This window comes from Microlunatus sp. Gsoil 973, assembly GCF_009707365.1.
Taxonomy (GTDB): domain Bacteria; phylum Actinomycetota; class Actinomycetes; order Propionibacteriales; family Propionibacteriaceae; genus Microlunatus.
Map to the genome: position 1 here is coordinate 560,368 of NZ_CP046122.1, position 19,538 is coordinate 579,905.

Consider the following 19,538-nt stretch of genomic DNA (forward strand, 5'->3'; position numbering starts at 1 on the left):
GTCACAACGACGGGCCGGGCGGCTCGAAGCCTTCGGCGCCCACCGGTGCGCGGCGACCGTTCTGGTCGACGCCCAACTCGACCCGGCGTTGTTCGGCTTTCCGATTGGCGCGGCGGACCACCCAGAACCAGGCGAGATTGCCCAGCACCAGCATCACTCCTGCGGCGACCAGGACGATCAGGGTCGGAGCGCCGAGCATCTTGATGCCGGAACACACCAGCAGGATGGCCAACGCCCGGCGAACGATCCCACCGGGGGCCCGAGAGGAGATCTGGGCGCCGATCACGGCGCCGGGTACGGCGCCGATCAGCAGCGAGAACGCGATGCCGAAATCGGCGTCGCCGTTGATCACATGGGCCGCGGCCGCTGCGGCCACCAGCGGTACGGCCTGGACCAGGTCGGTGCCGACCAGTTGGGATGCCTTCAGCGCCGGGAACATCATCAACAGCACGACGACGATGATCGAACCGGAACCGACCGAGGTCAGCCCGACGAAGAGACCGGCGACCATGCCGAGGATGACGATCGGAACCGGACGGACGACGATCTGTGGGGTCGCCGTACGAACCGGACGTCCCTCGCCCCAGGCACTCCGGTTGATCACCAACTGCCGCCAGGCCCGATAGATCAGGCCGGCCGCGGCCACCAACAAGGCGATACCCAGGGCGTACGACATGACGGTGTTGGTGGTCTCGCCGAGGTGCAGTGCGCGCAGGGCCATCACCCCACCGAACGCTGCCGGCACCGATCCGACGGTCAGCCAGAGGACGAGTTTCAGGTTGACGGTGCCGCGGCGCAGATGCACGATCGCCCCTGCCGGCTTCATGAAAAGGCTCGTCACCAGGTCGCTCGCCACGGCGACGAGCGGATCGATCTTGAAGAGGAACACCAGCATCGGTGTCATCAGGGCGCCGCCGCCCATCCCGGTGAGTCCGACGATGACACCGACACACAGGCCGCCGAGCAGCATCGCAGGGTTGAAGAAATCCACCTGAGCCTCGCTTGCCGTCGATCCTGTCGTGTTGGTCGGATGATGCCGGGTTGGCACGCATTCCCCCCGAGCATACGGGGATATGTCGGGATTGCAGCGGTTCCTTCCGGATTTCGGTTACAGAATCAGTTCAGCAGCCAGTTCTGGTTCCGGTGGGTCGAATCGGTGCCTGCCCGAGTCGGACGCTTTAGGCTGGCCTGGTGACGGCGTGGTTCAGACTGCTGGTCGGTCTGCTGATCGGAGTCATCGGGCTGATCGCCATGGTGCGGCTGATCAGCGGAGGCTTTCCCGGCAGCGTGCTGGTGGCGGAGCTGTTCGCGGGGCTGGCTATGGTGCCCTGGGTGATCTACGCCGGATGGCGGGCCCGACACGGAAGGCTGACACCGAGGACCGCGGTGCCGGTGGTCCTGGTGGGCCTGGCCGGGTTGGCGTCGGTCTGGTGGGGGACCATCGGCCCGGTGCTGGCACTGGCCTGTTCGCTGACCGGGTTCGTGATCATCTGGGTGTACGACCTGCCGTCGCGCCGGAAACCGAGCGGGCGGTTGGTCAGGCTCGATGATCTGCAGCAGCGGCGGCCCTGAGGTCCGGCCGTCTGGAGGCAGTGGATGAACAAAAGGCGAAAGGAGCCCTGATGGGCGTACTGGACAGCTTCTCGTTGGCGGGCAGGATCTCGGTGGTGACCGGGGCTGCCCGCGGGATCGGCCGGGCGCTGGCGCTGGCGCTGGCGGAGGCGGGCAGTGATGTCGCCGTCGTGGTCCGGACCCCGTCGTCGGCCGACGATCTGGTCGCCGAGATCGAGAAGCTCGGTGTGCGCGCACTCGCTGTCACCGCAGACGTCACCGACCCGGACCAGGTCGCCGCCGCCGCCGACCAGATCACCGACGGGCTTGGCCCGGTCGACATCCTGGTCAACAACGCCGGGGTCGGCCTGCACAAGGCCGCGCTCGACCTGACGCCGGAGGAGGTCAGGCACATCCTCAACGTCAACATCGACGGCGTCTGGAACTGCGCCCAGGCGTTCGGGCGCGGCATGGTCGCGCGGCGGAGTGGGTCGATCGTCAACATCGGTTCGATCTCCGGAGTGATCGTCAACCGGCCGCAATGGCAGCCCGCCTACAACGCCTCCAAGGCCGCCGTCCATCAGTTGACCAAGTCACTGGCCGCTGAGTGGGGGCCGTACGGCGTGCGGGTCAACGCGCTGGCGCCGGGCTATGTGAAGACCGAGATGGCGCCCGTCGACGATCCGAAGTTCAAGCCGCGGTGGGTCGACGATGCGCCGCTGCAGCGGTATGCGCTGCCCGAGGAACTGGGTCCGACCGTCGTCTACCTGGCCTCCGACGCCGCCTCGTTCATGACCGGTTCGGTGGTGATCCTCGACGGCGGCTACTCGGTCTACTGACCCGGTCTCCTGACCGTTTCGGAGGGTGCCCTCAGAGGGAGAGGGCAAGCGCTGCGGCGCCGAGCAGGCCGGCGTTCTCCAATTGAGCCGGTCGGACCCGGAGGTCCTTGACGTAGGACATGGTGGCGAATTCGGCGATGTGCCGCCGCAGCGGTTCGAAGATCACCTCACCGGCCTTGGACACCCCTCCGCCGAGCACGAAGTCAGGCACGTCCAGCAGGGTCGCCGTGGCGGCGATCCCGGCCGCGAGCGCTCGCATCCCGTTGTCGATCACGGTGCGGGCGATCTCGTTGCCGGACCGGGCGGCGGCGGTGAGCGCAACGGCGTCGTCCCCGCCGGTCCAGCCGGCGGCCTTGGCAGCCTGCACCATCGCCGGGCCGCGGGCGTACATCTCGACGCAGCCGTGGCCGCCGCAGACACACTCCTCGCCCCAGGCGTTGACGCTGATGTGTCCCAGCAACACGGCATTGCCGGTCAGCCCGCCGAACAGCCGGTCGTTGATCACGGCCCCGGCGCCGACTCCGGTGGACAACACCATGCCGACCATGGAATGCAGGTCCTTGCCCGCGCCGAGCCAGTGCTCACCGAGGGCCATGCAGTGACCGTCCTGGGCCAGGCCGACGGCCGGTTCAGCGCCGGTTGCCGCCCGTACGGCCTCCGCGACCTTCGCCACGATCGGATACTGCCGCCAGGCCGGGATGTTGACCGGGGAGATCCACCCACCGGGTGAGTCGATCGGACCGGCCGAGCCGATGCCGACCCGCAGCGCCGTGCCCTGCAGGCCGGGCTGGGAAATGATCTCGGCGATGCCGTCGGCCAGCGGCGCGAAGGTGGCGTCGGCGTCCTGGTCGCGCAACGTGGGCACCCTCGCTTCGTGGGTGATGGTGCCGTCGGCCGCAACCACCGCGATCGCGATCTTGGTGCCGCCGATGTCGATCGCCAGCACCGACTCCGTCGGGTCAGGTTCCTTCGCCATGAATCCGTACGCTCCTCAGCTGCCGTGCGCCATCGGCGCTGTGGGAGCTTACTGGGCCGACACGCCGGGGCCGGCCCGCCCGTGGGCGGCGCACCCTTCGCGCGGTGCCGCACCCTTTGCGCGGTGCCGCACCCTTTGCGCGGTGCCGCACCCTTTGCGCGGTGCCGCACCCTTTGCGCGGCCGCGCACCGGCTGCAACGGGTGCGCCGACGAGCAGCCGGTGCGCCGTCGAGCACATGGTGCGGGAACGGTCGGGGTGGGGTGGCTACGGTCCCGACAGTAGCGGCCGGGGAAAGGGGGCCGACCCGGGACTCCGGCACCGCGGGGTCCCGCACCACTTGCTCGGTCCCGCACTACATACTCGATGGCGCGCCCCTTACTCGGCTTCGCACCGCCTGCAACGGGTGCGAGGCCGACCAACTGGTGCGGGGTCGACCAACTGGTGCGGCGTCGACCAACTGGTGCGGGGTCGACTAACTGGTGCGCGGTCGATCAACCGGTGCGGCCTCGGCAGGGAACCGCACCCGCGACGCGAAGCGAGCCACTTCCGTAGCCCGCGGAGGGAGTGGGGCAAGATTGCAGGCGGACGTGAGTGCGCACGGGGTCGAGGGGGTCGGCCCCCGAACCACCGCCACCCTACGGAGACCGCGGCAGCGGCAGGAAACGGACGAGATGGAATCGAGCATTGAGATTTCGGCGGCGCCGGACAAGGTGATGGCGGTGATCGCCGACCTCGATCGCTATCCGGAGTGGGTGGACTCGCTGACGACGGTCGAGGTGCTCAGCACCGATCCGGAGGACCGGCCGGCCACCGTACGCATGGTGTTGCAGCACAAGCTGCTGTCCGACGACTACACCGTCGGATACCACTGGGGCGAGAACGAGGTCAGTTGGAAGCTGATCACCGGTCGTACGCTCACCGCGATGGACGGCAGCTACCGGGTGGAACCCCACGGCACGGGCAGCAGGGTCAGGTACAAACTCGCCGTTGATCTCAAGCTGCCGCTGCCGGGGCTGCTGAAACGGACCGCGGAGAAGACGATCACCGACGCCGCGCTGAAGGGTCTCCGATCCCGCGTCCTCCGGGCAGGGGCTCGGTGATGGCCCGCGCGACGGACCGTCCGGAGGGAACCGAGCGGGTCGCAGTACGCCAGCGGGTGCCGCGGACCTCGGCCCGGGCTGCGGCCAAGAAGACCTCGCCGCGGCCGTCCCGTCTGACCCCGCCGCCGGTCCCGTACAGCATCGGCGTGGACATCGGTGGCACGAAGGTGGCTGCCGGTGTGGTCGACGGTGCGGGCCGGATCGCCGAACGGGTGCTCGCCGCCACGCCGTCACACAGCCCGGTCGCGGTCGAGGACACCATCGCCTCGGTGGTCGCCGACCTTCGCAGACGGCATCGTGTCGAGACGGTCGGCATCGGTGCGGCGGGCTGGGTGGACACCGATCAGTCCGTGGTCCGGTTCTCCCCACATCTGGCCTGGCGGCAGGAGCCGTTGAAGGCGCGACTCGAGCAGCGGATCGACCTGCCGCTGATCGTCGACAACGACGCGAACGCCGCCGCCTGGGCCGAATACCGGTTCGGCGCGGGTTCCGGGGCGTCGGTCATGGTCTGCATCACCCTGGGCACCGGCATCGGCGGCGGGCTGGTGCTCAACGGGCAACTGTTCCGCGGCAGCTACGGGATGGCCGGTGAGTGGGGGCACATGATCGCGGTGCCCGGCGGCCACCTGTGCGAGTGCGGCAACCGGGGCTGTTGGGAGCAGTACGCCAGCGGGAACGCCCTGGTCCGCGACGCCAAAGCCCTCGTCGCCTCCGGTTCGCCGGTGGTGCAGGGATTGCTGGAGTCGGTCGGCGGACCGGACCAGATCACCGGACCCGCGATCACCGAGGCCGCGGTCGGCGGGGAGCCGCTGGCCAGGGAGTTGCTGGCCGACATCGGGCGTTCGCTCGGCGTCGGCATCGCCAATCTGGCGGCGGCACTCGATCCCGAACTTGTGGTCGTCGGCGGCGGGGTGAGCGCGGCCGGTGAGCTGCTCCTGGCACCAACGCGGGAATCGTTCGAACGGACGCTGACCGGTCGCGGCTTCCGTCCCCAGGCCCGGATCGAGTTGGCCAGGTTCCGCAACGACGCCGGCCTGATCGGCGCCGCCGACCTCGCCCGACACTCGTTGATCGAGCCGCCGGGGCGGGTCATCGGCGGATTCTGGCCGCGCCGCCGTCGGGCTCGGCGGGCGCGCGTCCGCCGCGAGCCGGGACCGTTGCGGCAGGTCGCCGACCAGGTGGCGGCCAAACGCACCCAGCGTCGGATCTAGCCGGACTTCCGGCGGTGCATCTTCGGTGCACCGCCGACGACCTCGGGCCCGTTGGCCTTCTGCTTGGCCGGAGCATTGTCGTGCGGCACGTCCTTGGAGCGGCTGTTCTTCGCCTCCAGTGCCGCCAACATCTGGGCCTTGACGTCGTCTGCCTGCTTTCCGGCAGCCTGCTTGTTCTTCGCGGTCGACTTCTTGGCCGGCATGGATCCTCCGTACGACGTTGGCGGTGCTGTTTCGGCGTTGACTGATCAGGTTAACCGCGGGCGGCTGCTGATGCACGGATGAATTCCGCCGAACCCGCGAAGATCTCCTCGGCGTCGTAGTCGAGGGTCGCGACGTGGAAGCTTCGCTGCAGCATCCGTTCGGTGATCGCTGCCCCGTGCACCCGCTCGCGCAGGATGCGGGCCGAGACGGGATCGACGACATGATCGTGCACCGACCGGTAGAGCAGGATCGGCTGCTGGATGCGGTGCAACCGTGCGATCGTGTAGTCCCACAGCTCCAGCATCGAGGCCAGGGCCTTCAACGGCGTACGGGGATAGCCGAGCTCATCGCTGAACGGGCGCGCGATGTCGTTGACGATGCCCGCCGCCGACGGCATCAGGTGCTTGAGCACTGGCAGGATCCTCAACCGGGGATCTGAATTGTGCAAGGCGGGGTTGACCAGCACCAGGGCGGAGATGTCTTCGCCGTGCTGTTCGGCCAGGCGTAGGGCCAGCGCTCCGCCCATCGACAGACCGGCGACGGCGACCGTACGGCACTCGGCGGCCAGCTCGTCGAGCGCACGGTCAACGGTCGCATACCAGTCCGGCCAGCCGGTCTGGTTCAGCTCCTGCCAACTCGTCCCGTGCCCGGGCAGCCGGGGGAGGCTGACCCGGAAGCCCTGCTCGACCAGGTATTCCGCCCAGGGGCGCAGGGACGCCGGTGACCCGCAGAAACCGTGGCAGAGCAGCACGCCGATCTCGCCGTCACCGCCGTGGTACGCCTCCGCCCCAGCCCGGACCTGGGCCCCGGATCGGGCGACCGGCGGACGCCGGGGCAGCAGCCTCATAGCTGCAGCGTAGTGTTCCGGCCGGCGCCGGACGTCCCGTCGTGGGAGTTGGGCCGGAGCGTGTTCTGGGAGTGGCGCGGCACACTAGTGTTAGGCGACCGCTAGCGATTGCGGTGACCGCGCCGCGCCGTCGCCCAGGAGGGTACTTGTTGTACTGGCTGTTGAAGCACCTGATTGCCCGGCCGCTCTTCTCGGCATGGTGGCGGCCGTGGGTGCAGGGCGAGGAGAACCTTCCGGACAAGGGCGCGGTGATCCTGGTCGCCAACCATCTGGCGGAGGGGGAGACGGTGCTGCTCCCGGCGATCTTGAAGCGGCGGCTGGTGTTCACCCCGAAGGTCGAACTGTTCCACCTCGGTGGTGTCAAGGGCTGGGTCTTCCGGTGGTTCATGCGCAGCATCAGGATGCTGCCGCTGGACCGCTCCGGCGGCAAGAAGAGCGCCGACGACATGGCGGCGTTCGCCGACGTGCTCCGTGAGGGCCGGGTGGTGATCATGTTTCCCGAGGGCGGGCGGTCACCGGACGGCCGGTTGTACAAGGGACGGACCGGAGCGGCCAGGCTGGCACTACAGTCCGGCGTACCGGTGATTCCGGTGGCGGTATTCGACACCCATTTCTCCAAGGGTTTGCTCGGCATCCCCCGGCTGGTCCGGCCGGGCATCCGGATCGGCAGACCGATGGATTTCTCGCGATACCGCGGTGCCGGCAACGATCGCGACACGCTGCGCTGGATCACCGACGAGATGATGAACGGGATCATGGAGCTGTCCGGCCAGACCTACGTCGACACGTACGTGTCGGCGGTCAAGGCGGAACTGCGCCGCGGCGTACCCGTCGATCTGGTCGACGTACCGGAACTGCCCCGGCCCGGCTACGGCAGACCCGTACCGCCGGTCCCCGGCCGGGAGGTGGAGGCGGCCTGATGGCCGATCGGCAGAAGTCCGAACACCGGGCAGTGTGGGACCGGCTGCCCCGGACGGTCCGCGAGCACGTCCCGCCGGTCAGCGCGGTACGCGAGGTGGTCCGCGACCGGGTCGACCAGATCAGCGTCCCCGAGAAGCTGCGCGGGCCGGAGGACGAGGAGTCGACCCCCGGCGCCGTTCTGTACTGGATGCTGCGCAATGTCCTGGTCGGACCGACGGTCGACCGGGTGTTCCGGCCGGTCGCCGAGGGGGTTGCGAACGTACCCGGGCACGGTCCGGCGATCCTGGCCTGCAACCACCTGTCCTACGCCGACTGGCTGTTTCTGCCGCTGATGCTGGACCGGCGGGTGACCTTCGTGGCCAAGTCGGATTATTTCACGGGTTCCGGAGTGCGGGGTTGGGCGCAGCGCCGCTTCTTCCGGGGGACCGGACAGGTGCCGGTGGACCGCAGTGGCGGCCGGGCCAGCGAGGGCGCACTGCGGGCCGGGCTTAAGGTGCTGCAGCGCGGCGAGCTGTTCGGCATCTTCCCCGAAGGCACTCGGAGTCACGACGGCCGGCTCTACAAGGGCCGGACCGGAGTCGCCCGGCTGGCGCTGGAGGCCGGCGTCCCGGTGATCCCGTGCGCGGTGATCGGGACCGACGTGATCGCCCCGCCCGGCAGGATGCTCTCCCGGGTGGTCAGCCCGACGGTCAAGTTCGGCAGGGCACTGGACTTCTCCCGCTACCAGGGCCTTGCCGGGGATCGGTTCATCCTGCGCTCGATCACCGACGAGATCATGTACGCGATCATGGAGCTGTCCGGCCAAGTCTACGTCGACAGCTACGCGACCAGCGCTCGGTCGGTGCAGCAGCGTGCCGTCGATGCCGCGCCGCAGAACGATGCGGCGCCACCAGCCGGCGCGGATTAGTCTTGGCCTGTGCCCGAGCTGCCGAGTTTGCCGACCCTGAAAGACCTGCACGCGCTGAAACCGCTCCAGCAGCCGACCTATCCGGACCCTGCTGAGGCGACAGACGTGGTGCGCCGGCTGCGTCGGCTGCCGCCGTTGGTGTTCGCCGGAGAGTGCGACGAGCTCCGGGAGAAGATGGCCGGGGTCGCAGCGGGCAAGGCGTTCGTCCTGCAGGGCGGCGACTGCGCCGAAACCTTCGCCGGTGTCACCGCCGCCAACATCCAGAACAAGCTGCGCACCCTGCTGTCGATGGCGATCGTGCTCACCTACGCGGCACAGGTGCCCGTGGTCAAGGTCGGCCGGATGGCCGGGCAGTACACCAAACCCCGCAGCTCCGACACCGAGACCCGCGACGCCCTCACGCTTCCGGCCTACCGCGGAGACGCGGTCAACGGGTTCGAGTTCACCGAGGAGGCCAGGCGACACGATCCGCAGCGGCTGCTCGGCGTCTACAACGCCTCCTCGGCGACCCTCAACCTCGTCCGCGCCTTCGTCAAGGGCGGCTTCGCCGACATGCGGACGATGCACTCCTGGAACTCCGACTTCGTCCGGAACAGCCCGGCCGGGGTCCGGTACGAACAGCTGACCGCCGAGATCGAGCGGGCGCTGGCCTTCATCGAGGCGTGTGGGATCGACAGTGAGGAGACCCGCACCGTCGACTTCTACGCCAGCCACGAAGGTTTGAGCCTCGAGTACGAGCACGCGATGACGCGCATCGACTCGCGTACCCATCGCCCGTACAACACGTCGGGACACCTGATCTGGATCGGCGAGCGGACCCGGCAGTTGGACGGCGCCCACGTCGAACTGATGCGGCACGTCCGCAACCCGATCGCGGTCAAGCTCGGCCCGACCACATCGGCCGACACCGCCCTGGAACTGGCCGATCGGCTGGATCCCGACGGCGAACCGGGCCGGATCACCTTCATCACCCGGATGGGCGCCGGCAAGATCCGCGACCTGCTGCCCGACGTGGTGGAGAAGGTGACCGCGAGTGGCCGTCAGGTCGCCTGGGTCTGCGATCCGATGCACGGCAACACGTTCGAGACCGCCAACGGCTACAAGACCCGCGCGTTCTCCGACGTGATCGACGAGGTCAACGGCTTCTTCGACGTCCACGACGAACTCGGCACCTGGCCGGGCGGCGTACACATCGAACTGACCGGCGACGACGTCACCGAATGCGTCGGCGGCGCGCAGGAGTTGGTCGAAGCCGATCTGTCCAGCCGGTACGAGACCCTCTGCGATCCGCGGCTGAACCGCAACCAGTCGCTCGAGCTGGCCTTCCAGGTGGCGGAGCGGCTGGTACAGTCCCGCAACAGCAGGGGTGCATCGACCCGTGCGGCAGCCAGCACGCCCGGTCTCTGGGCCTGACCCGCTTACCGGGTCGCCGGCGGGCTCCGGGTCGATCCGGACGGCTCGGTACGATCTGCTCGTGACCGTCATCGATCTTCGCAGTGACACCCTGACCCGGCCGACGCCGGGAATGCTCGAGGCGATGACCACTGCGCCGGTCGGTGACGACGTGTACGACGAGGACCCGACGGTGCACGAGTTGGAGTCCCGGGTCGCTGAGCTGTTCGGCCACGAGGACGCACTCTTCTGCGTGACGGGATCGCTGTCCAACCAGTTGGGCATCCGGATGCTCGTCGAGCCGGGCGAGGAGGTGCTCTGCGACGCGCAGGCGCACATCGTCCGTGCCGAGATGGGCAGCCATGCGGCCGTCGGACAGGTGACCACCCGTACCTTCTCCTCGTCGAGCGGCCTGGCCGAGGCCGACCGCATCGCGGAGATGATCTCGGTCGGCGGCGGCCCGTACCACGTGACAACGGCCGCCGTGGCGATCGAGAACACCCTGAACTACGCAGGCGGCAGGATCCAGCCGTATGAGAACCTCGTGGAGATCTCCGAGCTGTGTCAGCGGTACGGCATCAAGCGGCACCTGGACGGTGCCCGGCTGTGGAACGCCTACATCGCAACCGGTGCGCCGCTGGTGTCCTACGGCGCGCTGTACGACACCATCAGCGTCTGCTTCTCCAAGGGCCTGGGCGCACCCATCGGCTCGGTCCTGGTCTCCTCGGCCGAGAACATCGCCCGGGCACGGATCCTGCGCAAGCGGATGGGGGCCGGCTGGCGGCAGGCCGGCCTGCTTGCCTCAGCTGCCCTGTACGCGTTGGAACACCAGCTGACCCGGCTCGCCGATGATCATGCAGCGGCGCGCGCGTTCGCCGAGGAGGTCGCCGCCGCCGCGCCGGCGGCGATCAGGCCGGAGGATGTGGAGACCAACATCGTTGTCCTCGACACCGGTGATCGCGACGCCGGGAAGATTGTGGACGCGGCCGCCCGTGAGGACGTCCGGGTGTCCCGGCTCGGTCCGCACACCCTGCGGGCCGTCACCCATCTCGACGTCGACGAGAACGGCTGCCGGACGGCGGGCAAGGTGTTGGGTTCGCTGTTGGCCTGACGGGTCCCAACTGTCGGCCGCTTTGAGCTGATGGGCCCCCTGATCCGCCGACATCGCAGCGCTGGTTAATCTGCAGCTGTGGACATCACACATCTCGGGCACGCGGCCGTGCTGGTCGAAACCGGTGACGCTCGGATCCTCATCGACCCGGGCAACATGGAGGCCCAGTGGCACGAGCTGGTCGATCTGGACGCCGTCCTGGTCACCCACCAGCATGCCGATCATCTGGATCCGGCCCGCTTTCCCGGGTTGATCAAGGCCAACCCGGGAGCCGCCCTCTTCGTCGAGCCGTCGATCATCGGGCTGGCCGGAACCGAGGTGACAGGTGTCGGCACCGTCCCCGAAATGCCGACTGCACGACCGCTGCCGCCAGGGGACAAGATCACCATCGGTGCCCTGACGATCACCGGAGTCGGCGGTCAGCACGCGATCATCCACCGCGACATCCCACAGATCGGCAACGTCGGCTACCTGATCAGCGGTGAAGGCGAACCCACCTTCTTCCATCCCGGCGATTCCTATGAATACGTGCCCGAGGGCGTCGACGTGCTTGCCTTCCCCTCCTACGGCCCGTGGGCGGCGATGAAGGAGGGGATCGACTTCGCCCGCGAGGTCGGTGCCACCCGAGGTTTCCCGATCCACGACGCGCTGCTCAGCGAGCCCGGACGGAACATGATCGTCGCCAGGATCTCTGCGATGACCCCCACCCAGCTGACCGACCTGCGCGGCGCGGGTCCGACCGCGTTCTGAGGCGATCACTGTGCAGCAAAGGATCCTGGGACGCACCGGTCGTCCCGTCTCGGTGATCGGCCTGGGCACCTGGCAACTGGGCAGCGACTGGGGCGAGGTCAGTGAAGCCGACGCGCTGGCCGTACTGGATGCGTCCGCCGAGGCCGGTGTCACCTTCTTCGACACTGCTGATGTGTACGGCGACGGGCGCAGCGAGACGATCATCGGCACGTTCCTGGCGGCCAACGCCGGCAACGGATTCACGGTGGCGACCAAGATGGGGCGCCGAGTTGATCAAGTTCCGGAGAACTACACCCTCGACAACTTCCGGCAATGGCTCGATCGGTCCCGCAGCAATCTCGGCGTCGACGTGATCGACCTCGTTCAGCTGCACTGCCCACCGACTCCGGTCTACAACGACGACAGCGTCTTCGACGCTCTTGATCAACTCGCCGACGAAGGCGTGATCAAGAACTACGGCGTCAGCGTGGAGACCACCGAGCAGGCGCTGGCGGCGATCGCGCGGCCGCGGGTGGCGAGCGTGCAGATCATTGTCAACCTGTTCCGGCAGAAACCGCTGGACGAGGTGTTGCCGGCCGCCGATGCAGCCGGTGTCGGGATCATTGCGCGGGTGCCGTTGGCCAGCGGGTTGCTGTCCGGTCGCTACACCGCCGCGACCACCTTCGCGCCGACGGATCATCGCAGCTACAACCGGCATGGCGAGGCGTTCGATGCCGGGGAGACGTTCTCCGGGGTCGACTATGCGGTCGGTGTCGCGGCGGCCCAGGAGTTCACCGAGGAGGTGGCCGAGTTCTCCGCCGAACCGCCGTTCGACGACATCGACCTGACTCCTGCCAAGGCGGCGCTGGCCTGGATCATTCAGCAACCGGGCGTGACAACGGTGATCCCGGGCGCCCGCAATGTCGAACAGGCACGGTCCAATGCTGCGGCGGCCGACGTACCGGAACTCGGGCCGCTGTTCGAGCGGGGAGTACGGCAGTTGTACGACCTCTACTTCCGGGACGCCGTGCACTCACGCTGGTGACGACCGATCACACCAGGTTCAGGGTGATCGTCGAGCCATTCGGTGCCTGGCTGCCCGCCGGCGGGTCGGTGGAGGCCACGTAACCCAGGCCGAGCCAGAGGATGTTCGACCGCGAGGTTCGGACCTTGAAACCCCTTCTCGTTCAGGACCTTCTTCGCCGCCAGCACACCCATCGACTTGACGTTGGGCACCTCGATCAGCTCGGGGCCGAGGGACTTGATCAGCTTGATGTGATCATGTTTGAAGCCGGTGCCGTCGTTGGGTGACTGGCTGATCACTGATCCGGCCGGCACGGTGTCGGAATGCTGGCTGCTGACGTCGACGACGAAGCCCGCTTTGGAAAGTTCATGCTCGGCGTGGCCGGCGTCCTTGCCCTCGTAGTTGGCGACGGTGATCGGCTTGCGACCCTTCGACACCACGAAGTCGATCTTGGTGTTCGGTTCCAGTCGCCCTCCGGGATCGGCCGAAGCACTCAGCACCAGGCCCTGCTTCACCTTCTCGCTGTACTTGGTGTCGATCGTGCCGACCGCCAGATGCTCCTTCGCCAGGGCCGATCTCGCCTCGTCCTCGGTCAGTCCGATGATCTTGGGCATCGGATATCGTTCCGGCCCTCTGGAGACGACGGCATCGATCTCGCCACCCCGCAGGATCTGCCCGCCCGGCCGCGGTCTGGTGTCGATCACGTCGCCCTTCGGGACGGTTTCGGAATAACTCTTGGTGAACGAGATCTGCAGGCCGGATTCCTGGGCGACCTCCGCGGCCTGGGACTGGCTCATCGAGGTCAGCCCGGGCGTCGTGGTGAATCGGCCCTTCGTGTAGTACCAGACGCCGACGCCGCTCATTGCGGTCAGTAGCAGAACGATGATCAGTGCGATCCAGCCACGGGCGCGGTGCCGGGACGGATGGCGCGGCCGGTGTGGCGGCACCGGACGGACAAGTGCGCCGTCGTCGGGACGCTGGTCGGCCTGACGTTCGAACGGGCCACCGAGCTCATGATCGAACCCCCGATCGAACCGGCCGTCGAATCCGTCGGCAACACCGGGGCCGGCGAACCCGACCGGCGCCGACGGCCCGCTCAGAAAGCGGATGTCGGTTGGAGTGTGCTCCCGCTCCACGGACTGCGGCTCGAACGGCGTCTCGTAGGGCTCTTCGTCGCGATAGCTCACCCGGCGGGGCAGCGCCTCGGCGTGCTGGACATCCTCGGTGACGGCCAGTTCGAGATCGGAGGCGATGGCCGTTGTCGGCATCGACCGGTCGTTGGCGTCGATAGCTGGTGTCTCCGGCTCCGAACCGGCACTCCCGCCGGGGTCGATCCGGAGCGTTCGCAGCGGCACGGTCAGGTCCTCGGTCAGTTCCGGATCGGTCCGGACACCCGCCTGCAGCGCGGATCTCACCCGCCGTACCTGGGCCAGCATGACCCGGGCGTCGTGCGGCCGCGCGTCGGCGGTGCGCGCCGTCGCCCGGGCGATCAGGCCGTCCAGATAGTCCGGGATCGGCCCTGCGGTCGGCAGGGTCGACGGGGCCGGTACGTCGTTGTGCACATGGGCGTACGCCACCTGGATCGGCGTCTCGCCGGTGTGCGGTTTCCGGCCGGTGAGCATCTCGAACAGCACCACGCCGGTGCTGTAGACATCGGAGCGGGCATCGGCCCGACCGGTCAGCACCAGTTCCGGCGGCAGATAGGACACGGTGCCGATCAACAGCCCGGCCGTCGCGGTCGAGGTCTGCGCAGTGACCGCACGGGCCAGGCCGAAGTCGCCGACCTTGATCTGGCCGCGCTCGGAGATGAGCACGTTCTCCGGTTTGACATCGCGGTGCACCAGTCCGGCGTCGTGTGCCGCGGCCAGGGCGCTGAGCACCGGCTCGATCAGCGCCAGCGCCCGCAGCGGGTTCAGCGGCGCCTCGCGGGCGATCACGCTGCGCAGGGTGCGTCCCTCGACCAGCTCCATCACGATGTACGGCCGACCGCCGTCGTTGCCCTGGTCGAAGACCGAGACCACGTTGGGATGGGACAGCCGGGCGGCGGCACGGGCCTCCCGATCGAATTTCCGGGTGAAGTCGTCGTCGTCCCCGAGCCCGATATGCATCACCTTGCAGGCGACCACCCGGTCCAGCCTGGTGTCGGTGGCGCGATAGACCGTCGCCATCCCGCCGCGGGCCACGCGGTCGATGATCTGATACCGACGGTCGAGCACACGCCCGACCAAAGGGTCGTTCGTGCTCGTCGTCATCGTCACGCCTGCTCCAGGGTGCGTACGGGGAAGGTGGGTCTTCGCGGGACCCAGGCCCGAGTGTAGGGCCGGTCGTCAACGATTTGGGCCTAACGCGCCGTCGACGGCCCGGGCCGCGGCGTCAGCCGGCACCCCGCAACCGCCGTGGCGCGATCTCTGTCGTCGGTCCTAGGGATCGAGGATCGCGGCCAGGATGTCGTCGTCGAGCATGCTGAAAATATGCCGGCGAAGGGGCGTCCTAGCCTCCCTCGTCCGCCACGGTGACAACGACGAGTCGGTGGTACGGCGCGCCGGATGGTAGTGAAGTCCGGCTCGGCCCGCCCGGGCACCGCGAGCGACGCTCCATCGAACAAACATCGCACCGCCGGGCCACGCCCGCGCCGAATGGGCCAAGTAGCGTTGGGGAAGCTGACGAGGAGGACAGCCGATGACCACCACCCAGACCGGCTATGACATCGCGGCCGCTCGCGAGCAGCTCTACAGCGACGGGATCACAGCGCTACGCGGCGCCTTCTCCCCGCACTGGGCGGCCCGGATGCGCGAGGACATCGAGGCGGCGTTCGCGGATGCCCGCTCCCGCGAAGGCGGTGCGGTGGGGCGCGGCCCGAACCGCTTCTACGTGGAGATCCATCCCGAACAGTTGCGCGGGTTCGTCGAGTTGGTCAGCCACCCCTGGGTGCGAGCGGTGTGCCAGGAGATCCTCGGGCCGGACTACCTGATCGTGGAGCTGGGCTTCGATGTTCCCTTCCCCGGCGCCAAGAACCAGCCGTGGCACCGCGATTTCCCCTCCCCGCCCGAGACCTATCGTGATCATCGACTCACCTCGCTGGCGTTCAACCTCACCGCCGTCGACACGGTGCCCGAGATGGGCCCGTTCGAGATCGCGCCGGGTACCCAGTGGGAGGACGGACTGGCATTCGATCACCAGATGTTCCCCGACCGCACCACCTGGGGTCGGTATGCCGAGCGGGCGGTACCCAAGCTGCCGAAGGCGGGAGACATCTCGGCGCGGTCGGCGCTCGCCCTGCATCGCGGTACGCAGAACGTCTCCCAGGAATCCCGTCCGGTGCTGGTGTTGGGCGTGGACGCACCAGGTGCCGGCCACGACGCGTTGCACGATCCCCAGGTGACGCAGGCCTTCTACGACTCGATGTCGGAGGAACTACGCCGGCACCTGCTGTGCCGGGTCGTTGAGGAGCTTGAGCCGATCGTGCAGAAGCACGACATCGAGGGACTGGTGATGGGGGAGGAGTGACGGCCTGCCGATCGGTAAAGTATCCGGGTGAACGTCCTCATCGGCATCGGTGCCCAGATCAGGCTCGCCCGCCTGGTGCTAAGCACCGACACGCGCTCGGAGACCGGCGATCTCGCCGAGTTCCTGGAATCGGTGGTGACCGGAGGCGTCGACGTCGTCCGAATCCACGAACCCGGTCTGGATCATGACGTCGAGCTCGCGGCGCTGCGGACCGCCTGGGACGTCGCGGCACGGCATCGACACCTGGTGATGGTGAGCGACTCCGCCCGGCTGGCCGCCGACTTCGGTGCCGACGCCGTTCACCTGTCCGACGCCGGCGGAACCGCGGAGCTGGCGGACTTCCGTTCCCGGCTCGGCCGGTTCACTCGGTTGGGCAGTACGGCCTCGGACGGTTCGCAGCTGCGCCGCCTGCTCGGCGAACCCACGATCGACTTCCCTCATGGTGGACGCTCGGGCCGGACTCGAACTGGCCGCCGAGGCCGCCGGCCTGGCACCAGTCGGATCGATGGGATCCAAACCCTGGTACGCCGCCGGAGAGTTCGACGCTGCCCGGTTGGAGGAGGCGATCACCGTCGGGGTCCGGCGGATCGCGGTCAGGGACACCCTGACCAGGGCCGCGGATCCGCACCGGACGGCGCAGCGGCTCTCCCAACGACTGCGCGAGGTCTGGGCCTCAGATCCCGAACTGACCCGGCTGACCTTTGCAGCCCTGGCCGACCAGTCCTGACCGTCAATCTCAGCCTTCGGTGTTGCTGATGGTGGGACCGTTGGCGAGCAGGGCGACGATGTCGTCGTGCCCGGAGGCGGCAGCCAGCTCCGCTGCGGACCTGCTGCCGTAGATCGGATGGTAGCCGCGACCGTCCGGGTCGACGCCATGGTCGAGCAGCAGCCGTACCCGGTCGGTGTAGCCGTGGTCGGCGGCCCACCGCAGCTGTTCGCCGAGCATCTCCTCGGGTGTCGGGTAGCCCGTGCCGAGCCGGTCCCGCCAGACGCTGGGCCGGTCCTCGCCCAGGCCGTAGGAGAAGAGCAGTTCCAGGTGATCATTGTCCGGCCGGAACCATCGGTTGTAGAGCGCCTGGTTGTCGTTCGGATCAGCACCGGCGTCCAGCAACATCCGGGCGATCTCGATGGCCGCCGGATGGGGAGGCTGGTCCTGCTCCCCACCGCCGAGGGCGCAGGTCAGCGCCGTGAACGGCGAGGTCAGACCGTGCCAGAGATAGCCGGTGTTCGGGTCGGCTCCGGCATCGAGGAGGATCCGGGTGCAGGCCACCGCTGCAGGCCCGTCGGCGATCCGGCCCGAGGTCAGGTAGATCAGCGGTGGCCAGTCGTACGGCCCGCCGGTCCGGTTCGCCGCGCCGGGGTCGAGGTCGAGGACCTGGCGAAGATCATCGGCTCGGCCGGTGACCGCAATGGTGAAGATGTCGGCGGTTGCCAGGTCGGGCCACCGGTCGAGCAGCCGGCGCGGCTCGTCGAAGTTCCGCTCGCGATCCCTGGTGTAGTTGAGAACGCTGAGCCGCAGCAGGTGGTCGACCAGCGCTGCGCGGTCGTCTTCATCCGGGAGCGTTCCTGCGGGTTCCGGGGTACGGGTGAATTCGGCGATGATCTCCAGCCGGTGCTTCAGTGCCGGCCAGCTGGGGAAGCCGTAACTTCGGGCCAGCAGCCATTGTGCTGTCGCCAGTGAGGGATGATCAAGGTCGAGATCACGACCGGCCGGGGCAAAGCGGGATGCCAACGCGGCCGCCTGCGGATCACCCGTTCTCAGGCCATGCTGCAGTTGGCGGGCCTCGGCTCGCAGGCGTTCGAGACGGGGAAACTCCGGAAGGTTGCGGGGGCGTACATCGGTCATGAGGGCTCCTCGGCTCCGAGTCCCGTGTTCGCCGGTCGGGTGTGGAGTCAGGAACTCATCGACCAAGATCAATAGAGCTCAGGTGGGCTGTGGCCCTTTCCGCGAACGTGGTGGCGCCCTGACGCGCTCGTCGCCACGGTAGCACGCGCCGGTTGCGCCGCTCAGCGTCGCCGCGGCGTGCTCTCCCGGACGATCACCGACCCGTCGATCGGCACGATCCGGCTGGCGGGATGGTCGTCCAGGGCGAGTGATACGGCGGCCTCGCCGATCTGTTGCAGCGGCAGGGCGACGGTGGTCAGCGCGGGAGAGACGTCACGCAGCGTCTCGATGTCGTCGAATCCGGCGATCGCGATGTCGCGTCCGAGTGCCAGGCCGGCCGTCCGGAAGTACGCCATCGCGCCGACCGCCATCACGTCGTTGGCGGCGAAGACCAGTTCGGTGTCGGAGAGATCGCGTCGATGCAGCTCGGCTGCGGCGACGAATCCGCCGTCCCGGGTGAAGTCGCCGTGGACGATCCGCCGCTGCGGGATCTGCACCCCGAGTTCGCGACAACGCCCGACGAATCCGCGGACCCGGTCCCTGGCGGTGAACAGCTGTTCCGGTCCGGCCAGCACAGCCATCGACCGATAGCCGAGGCCGACCAGTTGCTCGGCCAGTTCGGCGGCGGCGTCCTCGTTGCGGATCGCGACCGTACGGAACGGCATCGTCGGCTGGGCGATCATGGTGACCCGCCCGCCGGAGGACTCGTAGGCGCCGAGCTCGGCCTGCAGGTCCTGGCTCGCCCGGGCATCCGCCCGGCGGCTGCCGACCATGATCAGCGAGCGCGGGCGCATGCCGCGCAGCGCCCGGACCAGGGCGGCCTCGCGTTCGGGACGTCGTTCGGTGATCGACATGGTGACCACCAGCCCCTGGTCCTCGCAGGCGCGCATCACTCCGGAAGCGATGGAGGAGAAGTACGGGTCGGCGATGTCGGAGACGATCAGCGCGACGGTCTGGCTGGTTCCGCGGGCGACCGCCTGGGCGGAGTGGTTGGCCGAATAGTTCAACCGGCGGGCCGCGGCGAGAACCCGCTGGCGGTACTCCTCGCGGACCGTCCTGCTGGACCCGTTCAGCGATCGGGAAGCCGTGGCCAACGACACCCCTGCCTCGCGCGCGACATCACTGAGCGTCGCGTTGTGGGCCGGCGGGGTGGTCTGGCTGCCGGACTCCACGTCGTTGTCGGGGTCCTTCACGGGACCAGCCTAGACACACGCTTTCCAGTCTCGCCACCTGATCGGTGTAATTGACGCGGCCAAAGGGGACCACTACGCTGGCAAGCGCTTTCCATCACGCTCGGTGACAGCTGGGCTTCGAGGACATTCGAGACAGACCG

The 19,538-nt window shown here is 68.5% G+C and carries 19 protein-coding genes and 1 pseudogene; 12 read left to right on the forward strand and 8 right to left on the reverse strand.

Going from position 1 to position 19,538, the window contains the following annotated elements; translation table 11 throughout:
• Window position 1: 1 nt before the first annotated feature.
• Entirely contained in the window at window positions 2-991 is a 990-nt protein-coding gene (locus GJV80_RS02600; RefSeq protein ID WP_230208059.1) for a sulfite exporter TauE/SafE family protein, read from the reverse strand.
• Window positions 992-1,191: 200 nt separating this feature from the next.
• On the opposite strand from GJV80_RS02600, the gene GJV80_RS02605 reads away from it, so the two are divergent.
• Window positions 1,192-1,572 carry a hypothetical protein gene (locus GJV80_RS02605; RefSeq protein ID WP_154686573.1) on the forward strand — a complete coding sequence of 127 codons (381 nt, stop codon included), beginning with the start codon at window positions 1,192-1,194 and terminating at the stop codon, window positions 1,570-1,572.
• 50 nt (window positions 1,573-1,622) lie between these two features.
• Window positions 1,623-2,390, forward strand: a complete 768-nt coding sequence (locus GJV80_RS02610; protein WP_154686574.1) for an SDR family oxidoreductase — start codon at window positions 1,623-1,625, stop codon at window positions 2,388-2,390.
• A 31-nt stretch (window positions 2,391-2,421) separates the two neighbouring features.
• Here the strand turns inward: GJV80_RS02610 and GJV80_RS02615 are convergent, their stop codons facing one another.
• Window positions 2,422-3,366, reverse strand: coding sequence for an ROK family protein (locus GJV80_RS02615; RefSeq protein WP_154686575.1), 945 nt, complete (start codon window positions 3,364-3,366; stop codon window positions 2,422-2,424).
• A 672-nt stretch (window positions 3,367-4,038) separates the two neighbouring features.
• Here GJV80_RS02615 and GJV80_RS02620 point away from each other — a divergent pair.
• The gene (locus GJV80_RS02620) at window positions 4,039-4,467 is read left to right on the forward strand and encodes an SRPBCC family protein (RefSeq protein ID WP_154686576.1); all 429 of its coding nucleotides are present in this window, start codon (window positions 4,039-4,041) and stop codon (window positions 4,465-4,467) included.
• Window positions 4,467-5,678, forward strand: coding sequence for an ROK family glucokinase (locus GJV80_RS02625; RefSeq protein ID WP_154686577.1), 1,212 nt, complete (start codon window positions 4,467-4,469; stop codon window positions 5,676-5,678). Before GJV80_RS02620 ends, GJV80_RS02625 begins: the two co-directional genes overlap by 1 nt.
• Here GJV80_RS02625 and GJV80_RS02630 read toward each other — a convergent pair.
• Both GJV80_RS02630 and GJV80_RS02635 read right to left on the reverse strand, forming a co-directional pair.
• On the reverse strand, window positions 5,675-5,881 hold the full coding sequence (locus tag GJV80_RS02630; RefSeq protein WP_154686578.1) for a DUF5302 family protein: 207 nt from the start codon (window positions 5,879-5,881) through the stop codon (window positions 5,675-5,677). The genes GJV80_RS02625 and GJV80_RS02630 overlap by 4 nt on opposite strands.
• Window positions 5,882-5,931: 50 nt before the next feature.
• The gene (locus tag GJV80_RS02635; RefSeq protein WP_154686579.1) at window positions 5,932-6,729 is read right to left on the reverse strand and encodes a carboxylesterase; all 798 of its coding nucleotides are present in this window, start codon (window positions 6,727-6,729) and stop codon (window positions 5,932-5,934) included.
• Window positions 6,730-6,875: 146 nt separating this feature from the next.
• Between GJV80_RS02635 and GJV80_RS02640 the strand changes: the two genes are divergently transcribed.
• The 6 genes from GJV80_RS02640 to GJV80_RS02665 all read left to right on the forward strand — a co-directional run bounded on the left by GJV80_RS02640 (window position 6,876) and on the right by GJV80_RS02665 (window position 12,834).
• Window positions 6,876-7,649 (forward strand): 1-acyl-sn-glycerol-3-phosphate acyltransferase, encoded by a 774-nt coding sequence (locus tag GJV80_RS02640; RefSeq protein ID WP_154686580.1) that lies wholly within the window; start codon window positions 6,876-6,878, stop codon window positions 7,647-7,649.
• The gene (locus GJV80_RS02645) at window positions 7,649-8,557 is read left to right on the forward strand and encodes a lysophospholipid acyltransferase family protein (protein WP_370518812.1); all 909 of its coding nucleotides are present in this window, start codon (window positions 7,649-7,651) and stop codon (window positions 8,555-8,557) included. The genes GJV80_RS02640 and GJV80_RS02645 overlap by 1 nt, the downstream gene beginning before the upstream one ends.
• A gap of 9 nt (window positions 8,558-8,566) precedes the next feature.
• On the forward strand, window positions 8,567-9,970 hold the full coding sequence (locus tag GJV80_RS02650; protein WP_154686581.1) for a class II 3-deoxy-7-phosphoheptulonate synthase: 1,404 nt from the start codon (window positions 8,567-8,569) through the stop codon (window positions 9,968-9,970).
• A 61-nt stretch (window positions 9,971-10,031) separates the two neighbouring features.
• Window positions 10,032-11,060, forward strand: a complete 1,029-nt coding sequence (locus GJV80_RS02655; protein ID WP_230208060.1) for a low specificity L-threonine aldolase — start codon at window positions 10,032-10,034, stop codon at window positions 11,058-11,060.
• Between the two features lie 78 nt (window positions 11,061-11,138).
• Window positions 11,139-11,810, forward strand: coding sequence for an MBL fold metallo-hydrolase (locus GJV80_RS02660; RefSeq protein WP_154686582.1), 672 nt, complete (start codon window positions 11,139-11,141; stop codon window positions 11,808-11,810).
• 10 nt (window positions 11,811-11,820) lie between these two features.
• Window positions 11,821-12,834: an aldo/keto reductase gene (locus GJV80_RS02665; protein WP_154686583.1), complete on the forward strand. Its 1,014-nt coding sequence runs from the start codon at window positions 11,821-11,823 to the stop codon at window positions 12,832-12,834.
• A gap of 7 nt (window positions 12,835-12,841) precedes the next feature.
• Here the strand turns inward: GJV80_RS02665 and GJV80_RS24870 are convergent, their stop codons facing one another.
• Both GJV80_RS24870 and GJV80_RS24875 read right to left on the reverse strand, forming a co-directional pair.
• Window positions 12,842-12,913, reverse strand: a complete 72-nt coding sequence (locus GJV80_RS24870; RefSeq protein ID WP_370518880.1) for a hypothetical protein — start codon at window positions 12,911-12,913, stop codon at window positions 12,842-12,844.
• A 220-nt stretch (window positions 12,914-13,133) separates the two neighbouring features.
• Window positions 13,134-15,065: pseudogene (locus GJV80_RS24875) on the reverse strand (protein kinase); the annotation flags it as partial.
• Between the two features lie 427 nt (window positions 15,066-15,492).
• Between GJV80_RS24875 and GJV80_RS02675 the strand changes: the two are divergent.
• Together GJV80_RS02675 and GJV80_RS24880 are read left to right on the forward strand one after the other, a co-directional pair.
• Window positions 15,493-16,320, forward strand: coding sequence for a phytanoyl-CoA dioxygenase family protein (locus GJV80_RS02675; RefSeq protein ID WP_154686585.1), 828 nt, complete (start codon window positions 15,493-15,495; stop codon window positions 16,318-16,320).
• Between the two features lie 135 nt (window positions 16,321-16,455).
• Window positions 16,456-17,076 (forward strand): thiamine phosphate synthase, encoded by a 621-nt coding sequence (locus tag GJV80_RS24880; RefSeq protein ID WP_370518881.1) that lies wholly within the window; start codon window positions 16,456-16,458, stop codon window positions 17,074-17,076.
• Here the strand turns inward: GJV80_RS24880 and GJV80_RS02685 are convergent.
• Entirely contained in the window at window positions 17,057-18,166 is a 1,110-nt protein-coding gene (locus GJV80_RS02685) for an ankyrin repeat domain-containing protein (RefSeq protein ID WP_154686586.1), read from the reverse strand. The two genes, GJV80_RS24880 and GJV80_RS02685, sit on opposite strands and share 20 nt — an antisense overlap.
• A gap of 161 nt (window positions 18,167-18,327) precedes the next feature.
• On the reverse strand, window positions 18,328-19,398 hold the full coding sequence (locus GJV80_RS02690) for a LacI family DNA-binding transcriptional regulator (RefSeq protein WP_230208063.1): 1,071 nt from the start codon (window positions 19,396-19,398) through the stop codon (window positions 18,328-18,330).
• Between the last annotated feature and the right edge of the window lie 140 nt (window positions 19,399-19,538).

Excerpts from the sequence above, each read along its gene's own strand:
- GJV80_RS02620 (WP_154686576.1), top strand. The coding sequence starts at position 4,039 with ATGGAATCGAGCATTGAGATTTCGGCGGCGCCGGACAAGGTGATGGCG.
- GJV80_RS02645 (WP_370518812.1), top strand. The coding sequence starts at position 7,649 with ATGGCCGATCGGCAGAAGTCCGAACACCGGGCAGTGTGGGACCGGCTG.
- GJV80_RS02625 (WP_154686577.1), top strand. The coding sequence starts at position 4,467 with ATGGCCCGCGCGACGGACCGTCCGGAGGGAACCGAGCGGGTCGCAGTA.
- GJV80_RS02635 (WP_154686579.1), bottom strand. The coding sequence starts at position 6,729 with ATGAGGCTGCTGCCCCGGCGTCCGCCGGTCGCCCGATCCGGGGCCCAG.
- GJV80_RS02685 (WP_154686586.1), bottom strand. The coding sequence starts at position 18,166 with ATGACCGATGTACGCCCCCGCAACCTTCCGGAGTTTCCCCGTCTCGAA.
- GJV80_RS02630 (WP_154686578.1), bottom strand. The coding sequence starts at position 5,881 with ATGCCGGCCAAGAAGTCGACCGCGAAGAACAAGCAGGCTGCCGGAAAG.
- GJV80_RS02610 (WP_154686574.1), top strand. The coding sequence starts at position 1,623 with ATGGGCGTACTGGACAGCTTCTCGTTGGCGGGCAGGATCTCGGTGGTG.
- GJV80_RS02615 (WP_154686575.1), bottom strand. The coding sequence starts at position 3,366 with ATGGCGAAGGAACCTGACCCGACGGAGTCGGTGCTGGCGATCGACATC.
- GJV80_RS02675 (WP_154686585.1), top strand. The coding sequence starts at position 15,493 with ATGACCACCACCCAGACCGGCTATGACATCGCGGCCGCTCGCGAGCAG.